The organism is uncultured Lamprocystis sp. (genome assembly GCF_903933125.1).
Lineage (GTDB): Bacteria > Pseudomonadota > Gammaproteobacteria > Chromatiales > Chromatiaceae > Thiodictyon.
This window is the reverse complement of the sequence record NZ_CAIZIZ010000107.1, coordinates 1-15,902: the sequence shown is the minus strand read 5'-3', so window position 1 is coordinate 15,902 and position 15,902 is coordinate 1. Positions and strand designations below refer to the sequence as shown.

17 protein-coding genes are annotated in these 15,902 nt (G+C 62.2%); 13 read left to right on the top strand and 4 right to left on the bottom strand.

Annotation, left to right across the window (positions count from 1 at the left end; all coding sequences use genetic code 11):
- Nucleotides 1-98 precede the first annotated feature (98 nt).
- The 4 genes from imuA to QZY03_RS04955 are packed head-to-tail and all read right to left on the bottom strand — an operon-like array spanning nucleotide 99 to nucleotide 3,445.
- A complete protein-coding gene (gene imuA / locus QZY03_RS04970; RefSeq protein WP_295578677.1) occupies nucleotides 99-719 on the bottom strand; it encodes a translesion DNA synthesis-associated protein ImuA in 621 nt (206 codons plus the stop codon).
- Nucleotides 720-769: 50 nt separating this feature from the next.
- A complete protein-coding gene (gene lexA / locus QZY03_RS04965; protein WP_295578674.1) occupies nucleotides 770-1,435 on the bottom strand; it encodes a transcriptional repressor LexA in 666 nt (221 codons plus the stop codon).
- A gap of 43 nt (nucleotides 1,436-1,478) precedes the next feature.
- A complete protein-coding gene (locus QZY03_RS04960; protein ID WP_295578673.1) occupies nucleotides 1,479-2,471 on the bottom strand; it encodes an HNH endonuclease in 993 nt (330 codons plus the stop codon).
- The gene (locus tag QZY03_RS04955; RefSeq protein WP_295578671.1) at nucleotides 2,468-3,445 is read right to left on the bottom strand and encodes a site-specific DNA-methyltransferase; all 978 of its coding nucleotides are present in this window, start codon (nucleotides 3,443-3,445) and stop codon (nucleotides 2,468-2,470) included. Before QZY03_RS04955 ends, QZY03_RS04960 begins: the two co-directional genes overlap by 4 nt.
- 183 nt (nucleotides 3,446-3,628) lie before the next feature.
- Here QZY03_RS04955 and nth point away from each other — a divergent pair, with 183 nt between their 5' ends.
- The 13 genes from nth to QZY03_RS04890 all read left to right on the top strand — a co-directional run bounded on the left by nth (nucleotide 3,629) and on the right by QZY03_RS04890 (nucleotide 15,752).
- Entirely contained in the window at nucleotides 3,629-4,309 is a 681-nt protein-coding gene (gene nth, locus QZY03_RS04950) for an endonuclease III (RefSeq protein ID WP_295578670.1), read from the top strand.
- Between the two features lie 12 nt (nucleotides 4,310-4,321).
- Nucleotides 4,322-4,756 (top strand): DUF1841 family protein, encoded by a 435-nt coding sequence (locus QZY03_RS04945; protein WP_295578669.1) that lies wholly within the window; start codon nucleotides 4,322-4,324, stop codon nucleotides 4,754-4,756.
- A gap of 4 nt (nucleotides 4,757-4,760) precedes the next feature.
- The gene (gene queG / locus QZY03_RS04940) at nucleotides 4,761-5,924 is read left to right on the top strand and encodes a tRNA epoxyqueuosine(34) reductase QueG (protein WP_295578668.1); all 1,164 of its coding nucleotides are present in this window, start codon (nucleotides 4,761-4,763) and stop codon (nucleotides 5,922-5,924) included.
- 39 nt (nucleotides 5,925-5,963) lie between these two features.
- The gene (locus tag QZY03_RS04935; protein WP_295578667.1) at nucleotides 5,964-6,176 is read left to right on the top strand and encodes a hypothetical protein; all 213 of its coding nucleotides are present in this window, start codon (nucleotides 5,964-5,966) and stop codon (nucleotides 6,174-6,176) included.
- A gap of 83 nt (nucleotides 6,177-6,259) precedes the next feature.
- A complete protein-coding gene (locus QZY03_RS04930; protein ID WP_295578666.1) occupies nucleotides 6,260-8,569 on the top strand; it encodes a DUF1631 domain-containing protein in 2,310 nt (769 codons plus the stop codon).
- A gap of 94 nt (nucleotides 8,570-8,663) precedes the next feature.
- Complete coding sequence (locus tag QZY03_RS04925; RefSeq protein WP_295578664.1) at nucleotides 8,664-8,969, top strand: TusE/DsrC/DsvC family sulfur relay protein; 306 nt, start codon at nucleotides 8,664-8,666, stop codon at nucleotides 8,967-8,969.
- Between the two features lie 52 nt (nucleotides 8,970-9,021).
- Nucleotides 9,022-9,705 carry a hypothetical protein gene (locus tag QZY03_RS04920; RefSeq protein ID WP_295578663.1) on the top strand — a complete coding sequence of 228 codons (684 nt, stop codon included), beginning with the start codon at nucleotides 9,022-9,024 and terminating at the stop codon, nucleotides 9,703-9,705.
- Between the two features lie 103 nt (nucleotides 9,706-9,808).
- On the top strand, nucleotides 9,809-10,447 hold the full coding sequence (gene folE, locus QZY03_RS04915; RefSeq protein WP_295578662.1) for a GTP cyclohydrolase I FolE: 639 nt from the start codon (nucleotides 9,809-9,811) through the stop codon (nucleotides 10,445-10,447).
- A gap of 59 nt (nucleotides 10,448-10,506) precedes the next feature.
- A complete protein-coding gene (locus tag QZY03_RS04910) occupies nucleotides 10,507-11,160 on the top strand; it encodes a CDP-alcohol phosphatidyltransferase family protein (protein ID WP_295578661.1) in 654 nt (217 codons plus the stop codon).
- The gene (locus QZY03_RS04905; RefSeq protein ID WP_295578660.1) at nucleotides 11,157-11,777 is read left to right on the top strand and encodes a 1-acyl-sn-glycerol-3-phosphate acyltransferase; all 621 of its coding nucleotides are present in this window, start codon (nucleotides 11,157-11,159) and stop codon (nucleotides 11,775-11,777) included. Before QZY03_RS04910 ends, QZY03_RS04905 begins: the two co-directional genes overlap by 4 nt.
- Nucleotides 11,774-12,721, top strand: coding sequence for a phosphatidate cytidylyltransferase (locus QZY03_RS04900; RefSeq protein ID WP_295578659.1), 948 nt, complete (start codon nucleotides 11,774-11,776; stop codon nucleotides 12,719-12,721). Before QZY03_RS04905 ends, QZY03_RS04900 begins: the two co-directional genes overlap by 4 nt.
- A 378-nt stretch (nucleotides 12,722-13,099) precedes the next feature.
- Nucleotides 13,100-14,608 carry an L-serine ammonia-lyase gene (locus tag QZY03_RS04895; protein WP_295578657.1) on the top strand — a complete coding sequence of 503 codons (1,509 nt, stop codon included), beginning with the start codon at nucleotides 13,100-13,102 and terminating at the stop codon, nucleotides 14,606-14,608.
- A gap of 160 nt (nucleotides 14,609-14,768) precedes the next feature.
- Nucleotides 14,769-15,752, top strand: a complete 984-nt coding sequence (locus QZY03_RS04890) for a hypothetical protein (protein ID WP_295578656.1) — start codon at nucleotides 14,769-14,771, stop codon at nucleotides 15,750-15,752.
- The last annotated feature ends 150 nt before the right edge of the window (nucleotides 15,753-15,902 follow it).

Here is a 15,902-nt window from a genome sequence, read left to right as displayed (position 1 = left end):
TGTAGGTGCGACTTCAGTCGCACCTGCGTCCGAATCGGTGCGACTGAAGTCGCACCTACATCCGAGCCGATGGTGGGTGGTATCCGATGTTCCGGAAATCACCTTATTCTTGACTCGTTACTCAGAGTCAACACCACCCCGCCGCGACCGCCGCGCTGCTTGAGCACCGTCACCCGCCAGCCGTCAGCGATCAGTTCGACCTGAAGGCGCAGCGGCGCAGGCGAGGGACCGCGGCAAGCCGCCGGATCACGAAACAGAAAAGCCAGTGCGCCGCCGGTCTCGGCAGCCAACTGGAGCCGACGCAGCCGCGTATGATCCCAAGGCCCGCCACCCCACAGCAGCACCGCCGCACAGGCGCCGGAGCGTAATCCCTGTTCGGCGGCCCAGGTGCACCGGGTACCGGCGTTGACGACCACCAGATGCTCCAGCATCAGACCGTGGGCGGCCAGGGCCGGTGCGAAGGGTTGCCAGGGCGGGTCAACCAGAAACAGCCAGCGCGGCTCGGCACTGAGCCGCGCCAGGGCCGGCAGGATCAGCCCGAATCCGTCGCCTATCCGGGCACCGAGCAGTTCGCTCAGACTACCGGGCGGCCAACCACCCCAGACCAGTTCCCGATCCAGCGCCGCACACCCGGTAGGCACTCCCTCCGGAACCTGCTCCAGCGCCACCCGGCCGCGCCACAGGTCGGGGTGCCGATCGAGGATCTGTTGGATGGACATAGCGATGAGATTTTGTGTCGAAAACCTGAAACAAGCAGTCGGTCGTCGACCTACAGCGGCGCGGCCAACCCTAGACGCAGCACGCCGACGGCGATGCCTTCGATGACCAGTTCCTGCTCCCGCAGGTCCACCACGATGGGCGGAAACGCCGGATTCTCCGCCAGGAGTTGCACGCGATGGGCCCAGCGGGCATGGCGACGCAGACGTTTGACGGTGACCTCATCGCCAAGCCGCGCGACCACGATCTGGCCGTTCTGCGCCTCCGCAGAGGCATGCACGGCAAGCAAGTCGCCGTCCAGGATGCCTGCATCGCGCATGCTGCTGCCGCGCACCCGCAGTAAGTAGTCCGCCCGCGGACGGAACAGATCGGGGCTGATCCGATGACGGTCCTCGACATGCTCCGCGGCCAGAATCGGGCTGCCGGCGGCAACCCTGCCGATCACCGGCAGGTCCGCCGCCGCGCCGGGGCGCGGATCCGCATTCGCGCCCTCGACCGCCCCATCCGCAATCAATCGAATGCCCCGGGAGCGCCCGCGCGTGAGTTCGATGACACCATGCCGAGCCAGGGCGCGCAGGTGGTCCTCCGCGGCATTGATGGAGCGGAACCCCAGGATGCGGGCGATTTCGGCCCGGGTCGGCGGCACGCCGGTCACGCGGATGTGACGCTGGATCAAATCCAGTATCTGGCGCTGGCGATCGGTGAGTTGGTCGGTCACTGTGCTTGGCCTCCGATGGCGCGGTCGACCCGATAGGAACAACTCATGTTTGCCATTGCCGGATCTCGCGACTTATTGCAACATACTGTCGGGCTGGATAATCGCGCTTATCCGCCGGCAGAACGATCGCACTTTTGATGCCTTCGCGAAATGCTGCCAAGCCACCCGCCAAACCGCTTTCGCTTAGCCGCATGATCGCCGTAGCACTGACTTCAATGCGATACGCTTCATCGAAGCTGATCAGATTCTGATCGTAAGCGCGGTGGTGCAGCGCGCACAAAGCGACACCGTTGCGCGTTTCGTCCGTACTTGAATCTGCCGCTACCGGAATGATATGGGCGGCTTCAACTAACCTTAGCTGTACACCGCAAAAAGCACAGGTTGCTGCGTAAGCGGTTACAACACGACGGCGGAAATCATACTCACGATATCTTTTTCTAATAGTGGCGATGACCTCGCGCCGTTCGAAACTGGCGATCCTGGTCTCAACGTCACGCTCATTCAACGTATCGATCTTATTCAACATCCCTAAAGCTTCATCATCAGCCGTAAAACCGTGAAGCGTTGCCAGATTCGTACAATATTCGACCAGGAATTCCGGACGGAAACAGACCGCGATTTCACCATTTGCTCGATCATATGCGGAGAATGCCCGGTTGTGCGCATTGAGCAGCGATGCCTCCTTGACTTGGATAGAGGGAGACGTCGATGCTTGGCCGATGTGTCGATTCATGTCGAATCCGACAAAGACGCCGTAACCCTCATGCCACCCAAGTAATAAGGTCGTTTCTCCCATGGCAGTTTTCGGAACCGTACCTGTGATTTGCACACGAAACTCGTCAACAGGACGATTCTTCCCGCCCGGCGTACAGTTCCAAATATAGATTCGAAGACTGATAAAATCTGCATCTTCACGCCTGAACAGACGCAAACCAAACGGGTGTGATTGATCAATGACAAGCGCCTGCCAACCACTGGCATCGACCCCTAAAAGAACCCGTTTCAAGAGGTCTTGCTTGCGCAGGAGTGCGCTCATTTCTTGTTTGGAAAAAGCGACATCTGAAGGTTTTCCTTCTCCACTGCGCGCGTCACCCGCTTGGTGACTTTCACCGGCAGATCCTTGTCCATAAAGCGAAATTTACTGCCCCGCAGGTATTCTTCGGAGAGTTCGGTCGCCAGCCACCGGCGCGCCAATTTCTCGGCAACGAATCCGGTGGTATTGGAGCCGGCGAAGATGTCGTATACCAAGGCGCCCTCATCGGTCAGAAACTTGATAAAGAACTCGGCGAACTGCGGCGGAAAGCGCGCCGGATGGACCTTGACGCCATATTCACGGCACAGCTGCTGGTAGCGGCCGTTACTGTCGGTATTGGCCAGTTCAAGTAGGTTCGGGGGGATCGCGCCGCCATTGTCACGCGAAAACTTCTCCGAGATGTCGTGTCCGCTCGGACGCAGCTTCGCCTTGTAGCCGTTTTTCAACAGACTTTGCATACTGTCGCTGTAAGGCCGCAACACCTGCCGGTTATCGGCCTTGGGATGCGGTGTCTTGGACAACCACCAGACAACATTCACCGAATCCTTGACCCGCACACGACGCACATTGACCCACTCGGCCGGTGCCGGCAGGCGCGCCGGATTGTAGTGGTAAAACTCCTGCGCCAGATAAAATCCAGTCTCCTTGACCAGTCGCACCAACAACTCGAACTGGTAAATGGAGCGTACGGGGAACCCCGGTTTGTAGGCCCCGCCCAGATCGAGAACAAAGGAACCCTCATCCTTGAGAATCCGGTACAGATGCGGGGCGAAGGACATGAACCAGTCACAGTATTTGTCTTCTTCCTCATTGCCGTACTCTTTCTTGCGTTTGAGCGCAAAGGGCGGCGAGGTGAGGATCAGGTCTACGGACGCATCACGCAGAAAAGGCAAAAACTCCAGGGTATCGCACAGAAAGGCTTCTCCCAGGGCACTGGTGTAGTAGGGATGATATGGTGAAGTCCGTTTGAGATACATGGAGTTGCTCCGAGATTCCCAGGGCGGGACCGGCTTGATGTCAGACGACTGCTGTCAAATCGTGAGACGGCCTGCGATAGCTGTATTTTTATCCAGATCCAGGCATTTTGCAAGCGCGAAGCCACGCGGGGATCGTGCTTGGGACTTGGCACGCGGTGACAGACGCCTTATCTTCCCAACACGATGAACGATACCAAACGCCGCCGGATCTTCGAGCGCCTGCGCGCCGCCAACCCGGCACCGACCACCGAACTGGTGTATCAAAGCCCCTTTGAACTGCTGATCGCCGTCATCCTCTCCGCCCAAGCCACCGACAAGGGGGTCAACCAGGCCACCGCCCGGCTCTTTCCGGTGGCCAACACCCCCCAGGCGATCCTGGACCTGGGCGAAGAGGGGCTGAAATCCCATATCCGCACCATCGGCCTCTTCAACAGCAAGGCACGCAACATCATCAAGACCTGCGAGCACTTGTTGGCGATCCACGGCGGCGAAGTGCCTCGCACCCGCGAGTTACTGGAAGCACTGCCCGGCGTCGGCCGCAAGACCGCCAACGTGGTGCTCAACACCGCCTTCGGTGAGCCGACGATGGCGGTCGACACCCACATTTTTCGCGTGGGTAACCGCACCCGGATCGCTCCAGGCGCCACTCCTCTGGCAGTGGAGCACAAGCTTCTGCGCCACATCCCCCGCGAATTCCTCCAGGACGCCCACCACTGGCTGATTCTGCACGGTCGTTACTGCTGCGTGGCACGCACCCCCAAGTGTCCCACCTGCCCCATCGCCGACCTGTGCGAGTTTCCCGACAAGACCCCGGCGCCGCACGCAGAAAACGGTTCGCAAAAGAACGCAAATAAACCTGAGTAAACGAGGCCCATCGTGTTTTCATCAGACCGCCAGACCCATCGTCGCGCTTTCGTCGATGCATGGGCCAAGGCCCGATCGGGTCAGCCGCTCGATCCGGTGGAGGCGCAGATCGTCCAGATCGTCCGCATGCACCCGCAGTACCAGAACGCGCTCACCGACCCGGACAGGGTTCTCCAACGGGACTTCGTGCCCGCACTGGGTGATGAGAATCCATTTCTGCACATGGGCCTGCACATCGCTATCCTGGAGCAATTGAGCACCGATCGGCCGGTGGGCATCCGCCGCCTGCATCAGACGCTGACCGCCGTCACCGGGGATCCACATACCGCCGAGCACCGCCTGATGGACTGTTTGGCCGCTGGACTCTGGCGCGTCCAGCACGACCGCAAGCCATTTGACGACAAGGACTATTTCGAATGCATCCAGCACGCGGCCAGCCGTCGGTGAGCACATGACCGAGGCCACCTGCGCGGACATTCCCCACCGGGAATACGCTGGGGCCGAACTGGCCCTGGCGATCAAGGCCTGGGGTCTGGAACTCGGTTTCCAGCAGATCGGGATTGCCGACACGGACCTGAGCCTCGCCGAGCGGCGCCTGCACGACTGGCTCGCGGCCGGCCGCCACGGCACCATGGACTATATGGCTCGCCATGGCACCCGACGCTCCCGCCCGGCGGAACTCGTATCTGGAACCCGCAGCGTGATCGCCGTACGCATGGACTACCTGCCGCAGCCCCACCCGGACATTGAGCGGGCCCTGACGGATCCGGCCCGCGCCTTCATCGCCCGTTATGCCCTGGGACGTGACTACCACAAGCTGCTGCGCCGACGCTTGCAGCGGCTGGCCGAGCGCATCAGCACGGCCATCGGCCCGTTCCGCTACCGGGTTTTCACTGACTCGGCCCCGGTCATGGAAAAGCCGTTGGCGGAACGCGCCGGTCTCGGCTGGATCGGCAAACACACCAATCTGATCAACCGGCGCGCCGGATCCTGGTTCTTCCTTGGTGAGATCTATACGGACCTCGACCTGCCTCGCGACCGCCCGGCCCGCACCCATTGTGGTCGCTGCACGGCGTGCCTGGATGTGTGCCCGACCCGTGCCATCGTCGCGCCTTTTGAACTCGACGCCCGCCGCTGCATCGCCTATCTTACGATCGAACATCAGGGTAGCATCCCCGTGCCGTTACGCCCGCTGATCGGCAACCGCGTCTTCGGATGCGACGATTGTCAACTCGTGTGTCCCTGGAACCGCTTCGCACGACTGACCGCGCAGCCCGATCTCCTGCCGCGCAACGGACTTGACGAGGCGACCCTGGTGCAGTTGTTCAGCTGGGACGAAGCGACCTTTCTCGCCCGGACGCAGGGGTCGGCGATCCGCCGCCTCGGCCACGAACGCTGGCTGCGCAATCTCGCCGTCGCGCTCGGCAACGCGCCCGGATCACCCGCGGTGCGCGCCGCGCTGGCGGCCCGCGCGGACCATCCCAGTGCGCTGGTTCGTGACCATGTCTGCTGGTCATTGACGCGCCATTGCGACCTTGGGCAAGCCTCGACACGGAGTCCGGGCACGGATCCGGTTCCGCAACACGGCACAATGATGGCTCCGGGCCAGGATTGAGCTACACTCTCGACTCCGTGTTTTGGCGGTTCAGTCACCATGCCCTATTTTGTCTACAAAATCGCACCCCCGCTTGAGCTGACACACATCGTTACGCTGGAGCGGTATCAGGAAGCGCGCGCGCAGGTGCGCGCACTGCGGCAAACAGGCGAGTCCGGCGTCGAGTACCGACTGATCTTTGCCAACCAAACGGGCGAGGCAGAAAAGCTCCTCGCAACGCCCCGTGACGAGCGTGTCATCGGCGAAGACTGAGCGCTTTGGCGCTCGTTATACGCCAAGCCGACAGCCTGTCGGCGCAGGACGGCCACGGTGTAAACATCCAAACGTCAGTCAAGATGTCCAATAACACCATCACTCGATCAGGGAACCGGCGGCAGTACGACGCCGTCGTGGACCAATGCCGAGACACCGTCTTGGTCTTTTTCGATACCCAGTTGGCGGATCTGTTCCAAAACGCGGGAGCCGCCCTGCTGGACTTTGCGGAGCGCGCGGAGAGCAATGCGGTCCAAAGCCGCTTCTTCGAGGCCATGGGTCAGTTGACGCGCCGCCGCAGCGACATCGAACATATCTTCCGTCAGGAGATCAATCTCGGGTTCGAAGTACTGGGAAAGCCGAAACCACAGCCGTCCGAAGCGTCCCCATCAGGCGACGGCTTCGGGGTGGAGCTTTCGCTCGTCGAGCCCGACGAGATGGAAGAGTCGGTCGCGGCCGAGAACCTGATCTTACGTGCCAATGCCAGTTATTTCCCGGAACTCTACGCGCTGAGCCAACGCCTCGGCGCGGTGATCGGCGGCCGCAAACTCAAGGATTTCGAGATCCCGGCGGGACCTCACCATGTGGTGCATTCCTTCCGCCGCTCCCTTGACGGACTGGATGTCGAGGTGCGCGTCAAGATCATCCTCTACGCCCTGTTCGATAAATTCGTGCTGAAAAAAGCGCGCCCGACCTACGTCGAATATAACGCGATCCTGATCGCCGCCGGCATACTCCCGAACCTCAAACCAGTGCACGTCCGCAATGCAGCGGGCAGAGACGCGGCGACGCATGGCGACCGGGAAAAGCCCGAATCCGAACCCGAAAAGACCGCGGGTGCCGATCAGGTGGAGCCCCAGGCGTTGGGGGCGGAGTTATTCGACTCGATCCTCGATCTGATGTCGACCAAACGCAACGGACGACGCGGCGGCCGATCGGGCGGTTCCATGGCCGCTCCGTCCCCCGCGGAAGCACAGGCGCAGACGCGCGAACTGCTTAGTGCAATCAATAGCCTGCAGGCCAACAGCGCCGTTGAGCAGAGGTCGATCGCAGCGGCGGACACGGCCGCTTTCCCCAACATCGAGATCGATGCGAACTTCATCAACCGGGTCAAGGAGGCGCTCAGCCTCGAACGTGAGAAGGTCTTGAGCTCCGTCGACCGCAACAAGCTCTCGCCCATGGATGCGGACCTGATCGACCTGATCGGCATGTTGTTCGAGTACATGCTCAACGACCCGGTGCTGCCAAACGTCGCCAAGGCCCTGTTGAGCCATCTGCACACCCCCTACCTCAAGGTCGCTTTGATCGACCGTCGGCTCCTTGTCGACGGCCGGCACCCGGCCCGCCGCTTGCTGGATCAGATGGTCGACGCCGGCAGCCAGTGGGTGGAGGAAGGCAACCCGAGCCGCGGCATGTTCCCCGCCCTGCAGCAGATCGTCGATCGGGTGCTGCAGGAGTTCGCCGATAATGTCAGTCTGTTCGATGAACTCCTGCAGTTCTTCGACGAGAAGATGCGCGACCAGCAGCGGCGCAGCGATACCATGGAGCAGCGCACCCAGGAGGCGGTCCGCGGGCGCGAGAAATTAACCTTGGCGAAGCAGCGCGCCGCCCGCGAGATCCAGGGTCTGTTCGGAGGTTACCCGGTGCCGCAGCCGGTCGCCGGGTTCCTCTCCAAAACCTGGATGGATCATCTGGTGTTCATTCTGCTGCGCGACGAAGAGCAGGAGCGCGGACCCACCTGGAAGCATGCCGTCGCGGTCGCCGAACAATTGGTCGCATTGTTCGATCCGCGCACCTCGCCGGAGATCCGCCGGGCACGCATTGGCACCATTCCCAAACTTCGCGAAACGATCGTCAACACGGCCGCCCGCGTCGGCGGCTTCAACACCGCCGCTATCGACGCCTTGATCGCCCTGCTCGATGCTCCCCAAAACTGGCCGTCCCAAACCCTGGAGCGGCCGGAAATCCCCTTGCCGGGAATGCCCGGTCAGACGAACGCTTCCTCGTCGCCTCCCACCCTGGAGTCCAGCATCAGCGGCGACGAGGACCTCTCGGAACCCGAGCGCCAGATGGTGGAGCGCCTGCGCCGCATGCGCTTTGGCACCTGGTTCGAGTTCACCGGCGACTCGGGAACGCCGGTCCGGCGCATCAAATTGTCTTGGATGAGTCCCTTGACCGCCACCTGCATGTTCGTGGACAGATCCGGGATGCAGGCGGAAATCAAGAGCCTGCGCGATCTGGCGCAGGAGATTCTCGCCGGTCGGGCGCGCGTCATCCCGCGCCCGAAGCACCCGTTCATCGACCGGGCGCTGGTGTCGATCCGCAAGATGCTGCAAGGCAGCGATGCCGGTGAACCGCCAACAGCCGCCGAGCTCCCGCCGCCGACACCCTAGGAGGACGCATCCGGCGTTGATTCCCTGCCGCAAAGCTCCATTTCAGTCCAGGTGCAAGCCTTGTGCTTTACTTAGGTATCCAGGAGATGTTGCGATGACGACTGACGTATTGAGTGTGCCGCTGGATGGCGAGGGTTTCCTGGTGAACCGGGACGACTGGAGCGAAGCGATCGCGGTGCAACTGGCCCGCGGCGATGATTTCGAGATGACCGGACAGGTTATGGAGTTCATCAATAAGGCCCGCGCCATGTATGACGAGGACGGCGTGGTCCCACCGATCCGCATCTTTGCCAAGAAGCAGGGGGTGAGCACCAAGGATCTCTACGATATTTTCAAGAAGGGACCCATGAAGCTGATCTGTAAGTGGGGCGGACTGCCCAAGCCCACGGGTTGCGTCTGAGCCCGTCACCTCATCCACAACGCACTGATCTGCCGTCAATCAGGCCCTGCCCATGAGCATCTCTCCACAATTCGCATGGGCCGTCGGCCTCGGCCTCTATACCCTGGCCGTTCTGTTCCTCACTCTGATTCCCTACCGGGCCATGGTCGCGCGCGGGATGGAGCCGATCCGCGCGGTTTACTATAACCGCAAGATCGTTCACATGATGGCCGGCGGCGTGGGCTCATTGATGGTACCCCTGGTCTTCACCGACCCCTGGTATCCCTTGATTGCCGGCCTCCTGCTGACCTTGATCACCTATCTGGCGCATCGCTCCGGCCTGCGCATGTACTGGTTCCAGACCCCGGAGAACACCAACGACGTCAAGTTCGCGCTCATGTGGGCGGCCTCGGTGTCGGCGCTGTGGTGGCTGCTCTGCGACCCCTGGCTCGCGGTCTTGCCGGCGCTCTATATGGCGTTCGGTGACGGCGTCACCGGCATCGCCCGCAATGCGCTGATCCGACGCCGTTCCAAGGACCCGATCGGCAACGTTTTCATGCTGATCGTTTGCGTACCAATGGGCTGGGTCATCGGCGGGCACGCGGACCCTGCAATCCCCGATTGGGGGGTGATCTCGGCGGTCGTCGCGACCATCGTGGAGCGCTATGAATTTGGCCCCATCGACGATAACGTGCTGATCACGGTCAGTGCCAGCGCGGTACTGCTCTTGGGCACCCTGATCGGACCGCTCGCCTGAGCGCTGTTATATCGCACGCACATCCCCACGTTCGGACAATGGTGTCGAAGCGCATCGCGCCTCAATCGGCTATAAGACCCCAGGTCACAGGAGGAGAGCTCGCATGTCAGAGAAAGCACAAATTTCCAATATCGCCGCACATGCACACTACGCGGCGAGTTTCGAGGCGGAGTCCGAGGATGAGGTTTACGACCTGAAGAAAGAGGGACTGGTGCGCTCACTACTCACCGAGATCGGAGAAAATCCAGAGCGGGAGGGTCTGCGCCGCACCCCGTTGCGGGTCGCGAAGGCGCTGGATTTTCTGACCAGCGGTTACGACCTCTCGGCCGAGGAGATCATCAAGAAGGCGCTCTTTGCCGAAGACGTCAAAGAAATGGTCGTGGTTCGCGACATTGAGTTCTATTCCATGTGCGAGCACCACATGCTCCCCTTCTTCGGCCACGCCCACGTCGGTTACCTGCCCAACGGCCGCGTGGTCGGATTATCGAAGGTCGCGCGGGTGGTGGACTGCTTCGCACGGCGACTCCAGGTGCAGGAACGGCTGACCAATCAGGTGGCGGACGCACTGATGGCGCACCTGGGGGCGCACGGGGTGGCGGTCGTGATGGAAGCGAGTCACACCTGCATGATGATGCGCGGGGTGCAAAAGCAGCGCAGCACGACAGTCTCCAGCGCCATGCGCGGGACTTTTGAGACCGACCCGGCGACGCGCTCGGAGTTCATGTCCTTCATCAAGACCTGACCCGGCGCGACCCGGCGCCGCCTGAAATGACCGCACGATGACCACCGAGATCCCGCCCGATGCCGTCAACCCCAACTGCCCGCCGCCCACTCAAGACCCGCGACACCGCCTGGGCGCGCGGCCTGGCCCGTTGGCTCGTGGACCGGCGGGTCGCGCCCAACCATATTTCGCTGATGAGCCTGGTGTTCGCCGCACTGGGGGCGGCCGCCATGCTGCTGTCGCCAACAGTACCTCCAGGGATGCGTGCCGGGCTCTATCTGGCCGCGGCCGCCTGTATCCAATTACGGCTGCTGTGCAACCTGTTGGACGGTATGGTGGCGGTGGAAGGGGGGCTCGGCTCGCGCTCCGGGGAGGTCTACAACGAGATCCCGGACCGCATCGCCGATCCGCTGCTGATCGTCCCGGTCGGCTATGCCTGCGGACTCGCCTGGGGGCCTGAACTGGCCTGGACGGCGGGGCTCCTGGCCTTGCTCACCGCCTATATTCGCGCCCTGGGCGGCACCCTGGGTCTGCCCCAGAACTTCCAGGGACCCATGGCCAAGCCTCATCGGATGGCGGCGCTGACCACCGGTTTGCTCGGCGCCGCGCTGGTGAGTCCCTGGGGGCTGGACGGCGTGGTGCTGCTGCTGGTGTTGATCCTGATCGTGCTCGGCACCGGGCTCACCGCCGTGCGTCGCACCCGGAGCATTCTGGACGCGCTGGAGGCGCGATGAACGCGGCACCGGTCGCCGCCCGGCTGCTCGCCGGGCTCACCCGACTGATCACCGGCGTGCGGGCCCGCTGGGCCGGCGCCGCGCCGACCACCGCCCAACGCGTCTATTTCGCCAATCACAGCAGCCATCTGGACACCCTGGTGATCTGGGCCTCCCTGCCCGCCCCCATCCGCGCGCGCACCCGTCCGGTGGCCGCGGCGGACTACTGGGACCGGCCGGGGCTGCGCCGCTGGCTGGCCTGCCAAGTGCTGAACGCGCTGCTGGTCGAACGCGCCGGCGGCTGCGGCAGCCGCGAAGCCCTGCGCCGGATCGATGAGTCGCTCGCGGCGGGTGACTCGCTGATCCTGTTCCCCGAAGGCACCCGCGGCGACGGCACCACGGTCGGTGAATTGAAGCCGGGGCTCTATTTCGTCGCCAGGCAGCGGCCAACCGTGGAACTGGTGCCGGTCTATCTCCAGGATCTCAGCCGCATCCTGCCCAAGGGTGAGGTGCTGCCGGTGCCGCTGCTGGGCAGCGCCACCTTCGGCGCACCGCTCGCCCTGGCACCCGGAGAGGACCGGCACGTCTTTCTGCAACGGGCACGCGCGGCCCTGATCAGCCTGGGAGCACGCGGATGAACCTGCTGACCGACCCTGAGATGCTGCTCCTGCTCGGCGGCATCGGCGGCCTGCTGACCCTCAGCAGCCTGATCGGCTGGGCACTGGGTTTGCGGGTACGGGAAGACCCCGCGCGGCTGGTGATCGCCAATCTCAATGCCCGCATCCGCTCCTGGTGGGTGATGACGGCGGTGTTCGTGGCGGCGCTCGCCACCGGCGGGATCGGCTCGGTGATGCTGTTCGCGCTGACCTCCTTTATCGCGCTGCGCGAGTTCATCACGCTCACCCCGACGCACCGCGCGGATCACCGCACCCTGTTCTGGGCCTTCTTTGTCTTCGCCCCGGTCCAATACCTGTTGGTCGGCATTGGGTGGTACGGCCTCTTCGCCATCTTCATCCCGGTCTATGCCTTCCTGTTCATCCCGCTGCGCAGCGCCTTAGCCGGCGACACGGAGGACTTCCTGGCCCGCACCGCCAAGATCCAATGGGGCCTGATGATCGCCATCTACTGCGTGAGCCATGCCCCCGCGCTGTTGATGCTGGAGATCCCCGGCTACCAGGAAGAGGGAGCCAAGCTCCTGCTCTATCTGATCATCGTGGTGCAGTTGAGCGACGTACTCCAATATGTCTTCGGTAAGACCCTGGGCAAGCACCGGATCGTGCCCCGCTTGAGTCCCAACAAAACCTGGGAAGGCACCGTCGGCGGCATCGCCACCGCCACCCTGGTGGGCACCCTGCTGTGGTGGGTGACGCCATTCACTCCCTGGGCCGCGGCGGTCATCGCGCTGCTGATCTGTCTGACAGGTTTCGCCGGCGGGCTCGTGATGTCGGCGATCAAGCGCGACCGCGGCGTGAAAGACTTCGGCACACTCATCGAAGGACACGGCGGGATCCTGGACCGCATCGACTCGCTGTGCTTCGCCGCGCCGGTGTTCTTCCATGTGGTTCGCTATTTCTACACCTGAACTGGGACGGACTGCCGGGTTCGGAGCAAAGGTTGCTGGTACCATGCCATGCTGAAAGACGAGGCGGCGGAAATCGGCGGCCGTTGAGATCGCTGAGGCGCCGCGAAGGATCTCTGGAGCGTCGAACCTGAGAACCGTAGTCGAGCCGTTTCCGGCGGGGTAAGACGCCCCGCCGGGGCAACAACCGGGCGAGTCACATCCTGCATAGCGGACCTGGACCGGCTGACCGTGCTCGCCCTTCTCCACGCTTCCATTTTTTTTGTGGTTTGTGACCGACTCCTCGTCTGATTGCGGCGACGACCAACTAAACTGTTACTGATCCAGCCATACGCCGCGCGGCCTCGCGCCTGCGCGAACCTTCTTGTTCGGAGCAATCAGATGGACCGTCGCGATTTTCTCAAGTTGTCCGTGATCGCACCCGTGGCCGGCAGCGTGCTGCTGCTCCCCGCAGTCGCCGGCGCGCGCGGCATCCCCGCCGAATCCATGGGGGGACGACCGACGGGCCTCTGCTACCAGGGACCACCGACCGGCATCATCACGAGCACCCTAAAAGACCTGTTCAAGATCGGACCTGGACCATCCAGTTCCCATACAGTCGCGCCGATTCGCATTGCCAGCAACTTCCGGGCGACGGTGGCCGCGCTTCCCGTGGAGCAATTGGCCAAAGCCGAGCGGATCGAGGTGACGCTGTTCGGCAGCCTCAGCGCCACCGGCAAGGGACACCGGACCGACCGCGCCTTGTTAGCCGGGCTGCTCGGACAGCAACCTGAGACCTGCGACACCGCTTTGATGGATGCCTTGCAGGACACCACGCAGGTGCGCACGACGCAGATCGGCGGTCAGCAGTTCCGATTGTCCGGAGACACGATCGTCTGGGATCGGGGCGATCACGTCTTTCCGTATGCCAACACCCTGATGATGCGTCTGCTGGCCGGCGACGGTACCAGTATCTTCGAGCGCGAATACTATTCCACCGGCGGCGGCTTCTACACGTGGAAGGGTGAACCCCCGCCCGATCGCGGCCAGCCGGTGCATCGCTTCGGCAGTATGACTGAATTGAAGCAAGTGGCCGCCGCGACCGGCCTGCCGCTGCACCAAATCATGCTGCAAAACGAAATGGCGATCATGGGAGTCAGTGAGCAGGTGGTCAATGACCACCTGGACCTGGTGATCGACACCATGGACCGGGGCGTCACGCTCGGACTAACCGAGGAGGGGCTGCTGCCGGGGCCTTTTGAATTCTATCGCAAGGCCAAGCGGATCAATGAGAAGGCCGCCGCGGACCAGGGCGGCGATGGGTTCATGGGCGAACTGAGCAGCTATGCCCTGGCGGTCGCGGAAGGCAATGCCGCGGGACGTCTGGCAGTGACCGCGCCCACCCTGGGTTCGGCCGGAACGATGCCGGCGGTGCTCTATACACTGAACCATCGGCTGCACGTCCCCCGCGCGGCCATGCGTCAGGGGTTGATGGCGGCCGGGGCCGTGGGTCTGATCTGCAAGACGAACGCCAGCGTGGCGGGAGCGGAGATGGGGTGTCAGGCTGAGATCGGCGTCGCCTCCGCCATGGCCGCCGCCCTGCTTGCCTCCGCCATGGGCGCACCCCTGGATGTCACCGAGAACGCCGCCACCATCGCCTTGGAGCATCATTTGGGCATGACCTGCGATCCGGTCGGGGGATTCGTTCTGATTCCCTGCATTGAGCGCAACGCGTTCGGGGCGGTCAAGGCGTACAACGCCTGGCTGATCGCCAAGAATGAGATCGCCTCCCAACATTGGGAAGACCTCGATCGGGTCATTGCGGCGATGGCCGACGCCGGCCGCGCCATGCCGGCGCGACTAAGGGAAATGGGCACCGGCGGTCTGGGCGTCACGATGGTGGAGTGTTGAGTAACGAGCGGGCCGCGATCATGCTTCAGACCACGCATTCGCCGCAGTGTGCAGCGCGCTTCTCACTGCACCCTCGGCGGGAGGCATCCGAATGGCCGGAATGATGATCGAGGCCGAATCTTTTCAATAACAACCGTAATCCGGTACAGTCGAGGCTGCTATGCTAGACCGCTTATATTTCGCGAACACCAAGGCGCAGATCTATTACGAAGATGCGAATTTCAACATCTGGAAGTTCGCGGCGGAAGAGTCCGCGGGCAAGCGGCAGAAGCGACCTATCATTTTGAATTATTCGATAATGACCAGGGCCTATGGCACTTGCTTCAACAAGGATAATTTCATTGAATTCTTCAACCGGCAGGGTTTCGATGTGTTCCTGATGGACTGGGGCAAGGAATCCCTCTTCACTCTCAGCGGATGGACCTTGAACGACTTGGCCGATGCCTTCGATGCGAAGGCCGTGACGCCGCTGCTGAAAGACTATAAGGTGGATAACCTCAACGTGTTCGCCATTTGTATCGGCGGCTTGATCACGTCACATCTCATCAATCGTGAATTGAAAAAAAACAAGGACTACGGCAAACGGTTTCACAAGATTTCCTACTACGGATCGCCGATCCTGGGCAGCCGTGATCTGGGAATGGCCAGAAGCTTCCTGCAATTCTATCAAACCATGAAGCCCTATCGCCCGGCCCTGGAGAAAACCGGTATTTCTTTGTATGCCATGGACATGATCATCATGCAAAGCACCGGTATCTCGATGATGGAGTGGTTCTGGCAGCGTTTCTGGGAGGCCGGACCCGAAACCTTCACAAAGGCACTCGCGCTCACCTGCGATGACCGGCTGGTGCCGTTCGCCGCCTTCATGGACATCTTGGAGGGGGCGTTCGCATCAAACCCCGACAACGGAAAAGAGTCGTTCCATTTCGACGGTGATGTGTCCAACATCCATTTCTTCAATCTGGTGGGTGAACACGATTTCCTGGTCATGCCCTCGGCATCGATAGTGGAATGGAACTCCACTATTCCTCAACAGTTTGCGTCGTTTGATCAAGTCATCTTCCCGGGCGGACATTTCATCTTTGCACGGCCAGGATTCCAGGATGTCAAAGAACGTCTGGCGGCTTGGTTTGCGACCGACTGATATACCCCTCCTACCTGATATCCAGACAGAGCTTTGATGTAGGGGCGGGTTTGAAACCCGCCCCTACGTCCGGTTATCACCGACGGCTATACCTCGATCCGGCCTCGCTCAGCGCGGTCTCGATCATAATTCCGGCCACCCGTCGTTGCG

Bases quoted from the DNA above. Each gene is read 5' to 3' on its own strand.
- queG (WP_295578668.1), top strand. From the start codon at position 4,761: ATGACCGAGGCCACCTGCGCGGACATTCCCCACCGGGAATACGCTGGG.
- QZY03_RS04910 (WP_295578661.1), top strand. From the start codon at position 10,507: ATGCCGTCAACCCCAACTGCCCGCCGCCCACTCAAGACCCGCGACACC.
- QZY03_RS04925 (WP_295578664.1), top strand. From the start codon at position 8,664: ATGACGACTGACGTATTGAGTGTGCCGCTGGATGGCGAGGGTTTCCTG.
- QZY03_RS04920 (WP_295578663.1), top strand. From the start codon at position 9,022: ATGAGCATCTCTCCACAATTCGCATGGGCCGTCGGCCTCGGCCTCTAT.
- QZY03_RS04905 (WP_295578660.1), top strand. From the start codon at position 11,157: ATGAACGCGGCACCGGTCGCCGCCCGGCTGCTCGCCGGGCTCACCCGA.
- QZY03_RS04895 (WP_295578657.1), top strand. From the start codon at position 13,100: ATGGACCGTCGCGATTTTCTCAAGTTGTCCGTGATCGCACCCGTGGCC.
- nth (WP_295578670.1), top strand. From the start codon at position 3,629: ATGAACGATACCAAACGCCGCCGGATCTTCGAGCGCCTGCGCGCCGCC.
- QZY03_RS04930 (WP_295578666.1), top strand. From the start codon at position 6,260: ATGTCCAATAACACCATCACTCGATCAGGGAACCGGCGGCAGTACGAC.
- QZY03_RS04900 (WP_295578659.1), top strand. From the start codon at position 11,774: ATGAACCTGCTGACCGACCCTGAGATGCTGCTCCTGCTCGGCGGCATC.
- QZY03_RS04935 (WP_295578667.1), top strand. From the start codon at position 5,964: ATGCCCTATTTTGTCTACAAAATCGCACCCCCGCTTGAGCTGACACAC.
- folE (WP_295578662.1), top strand. From the start codon at position 9,809: ATGTCAGAGAAAGCACAAATTTCCAATATCGCCGCACATGCACACTAC.
- QZY03_RS04955 (WP_295578671.1), bottom strand. From the start codon at position 3,445: ATGTATCTCAAACGGACTTCACCATATCATCCCTACTACACCAGTGCC.
- QZY03_RS04890 (WP_295578656.1), top strand. From the start codon at position 14,769: ATGCTAGACCGCTTATATTTCGCGAACACCAAGGCGCAGATCTATTAC.
- imuA (WP_295578677.1), bottom strand. From the start codon at position 719: ATGTCCATCCAACAGATCCTCGATCGGCACCCCGACCTGTGGCGCGGC.
- QZY03_RS04960 (WP_295578673.1), bottom strand. From the start codon at position 2,471: ATGAGCGCACTCCTGCGCAAGCAAGACCTCTTGAAACGGGTTCTTTTA.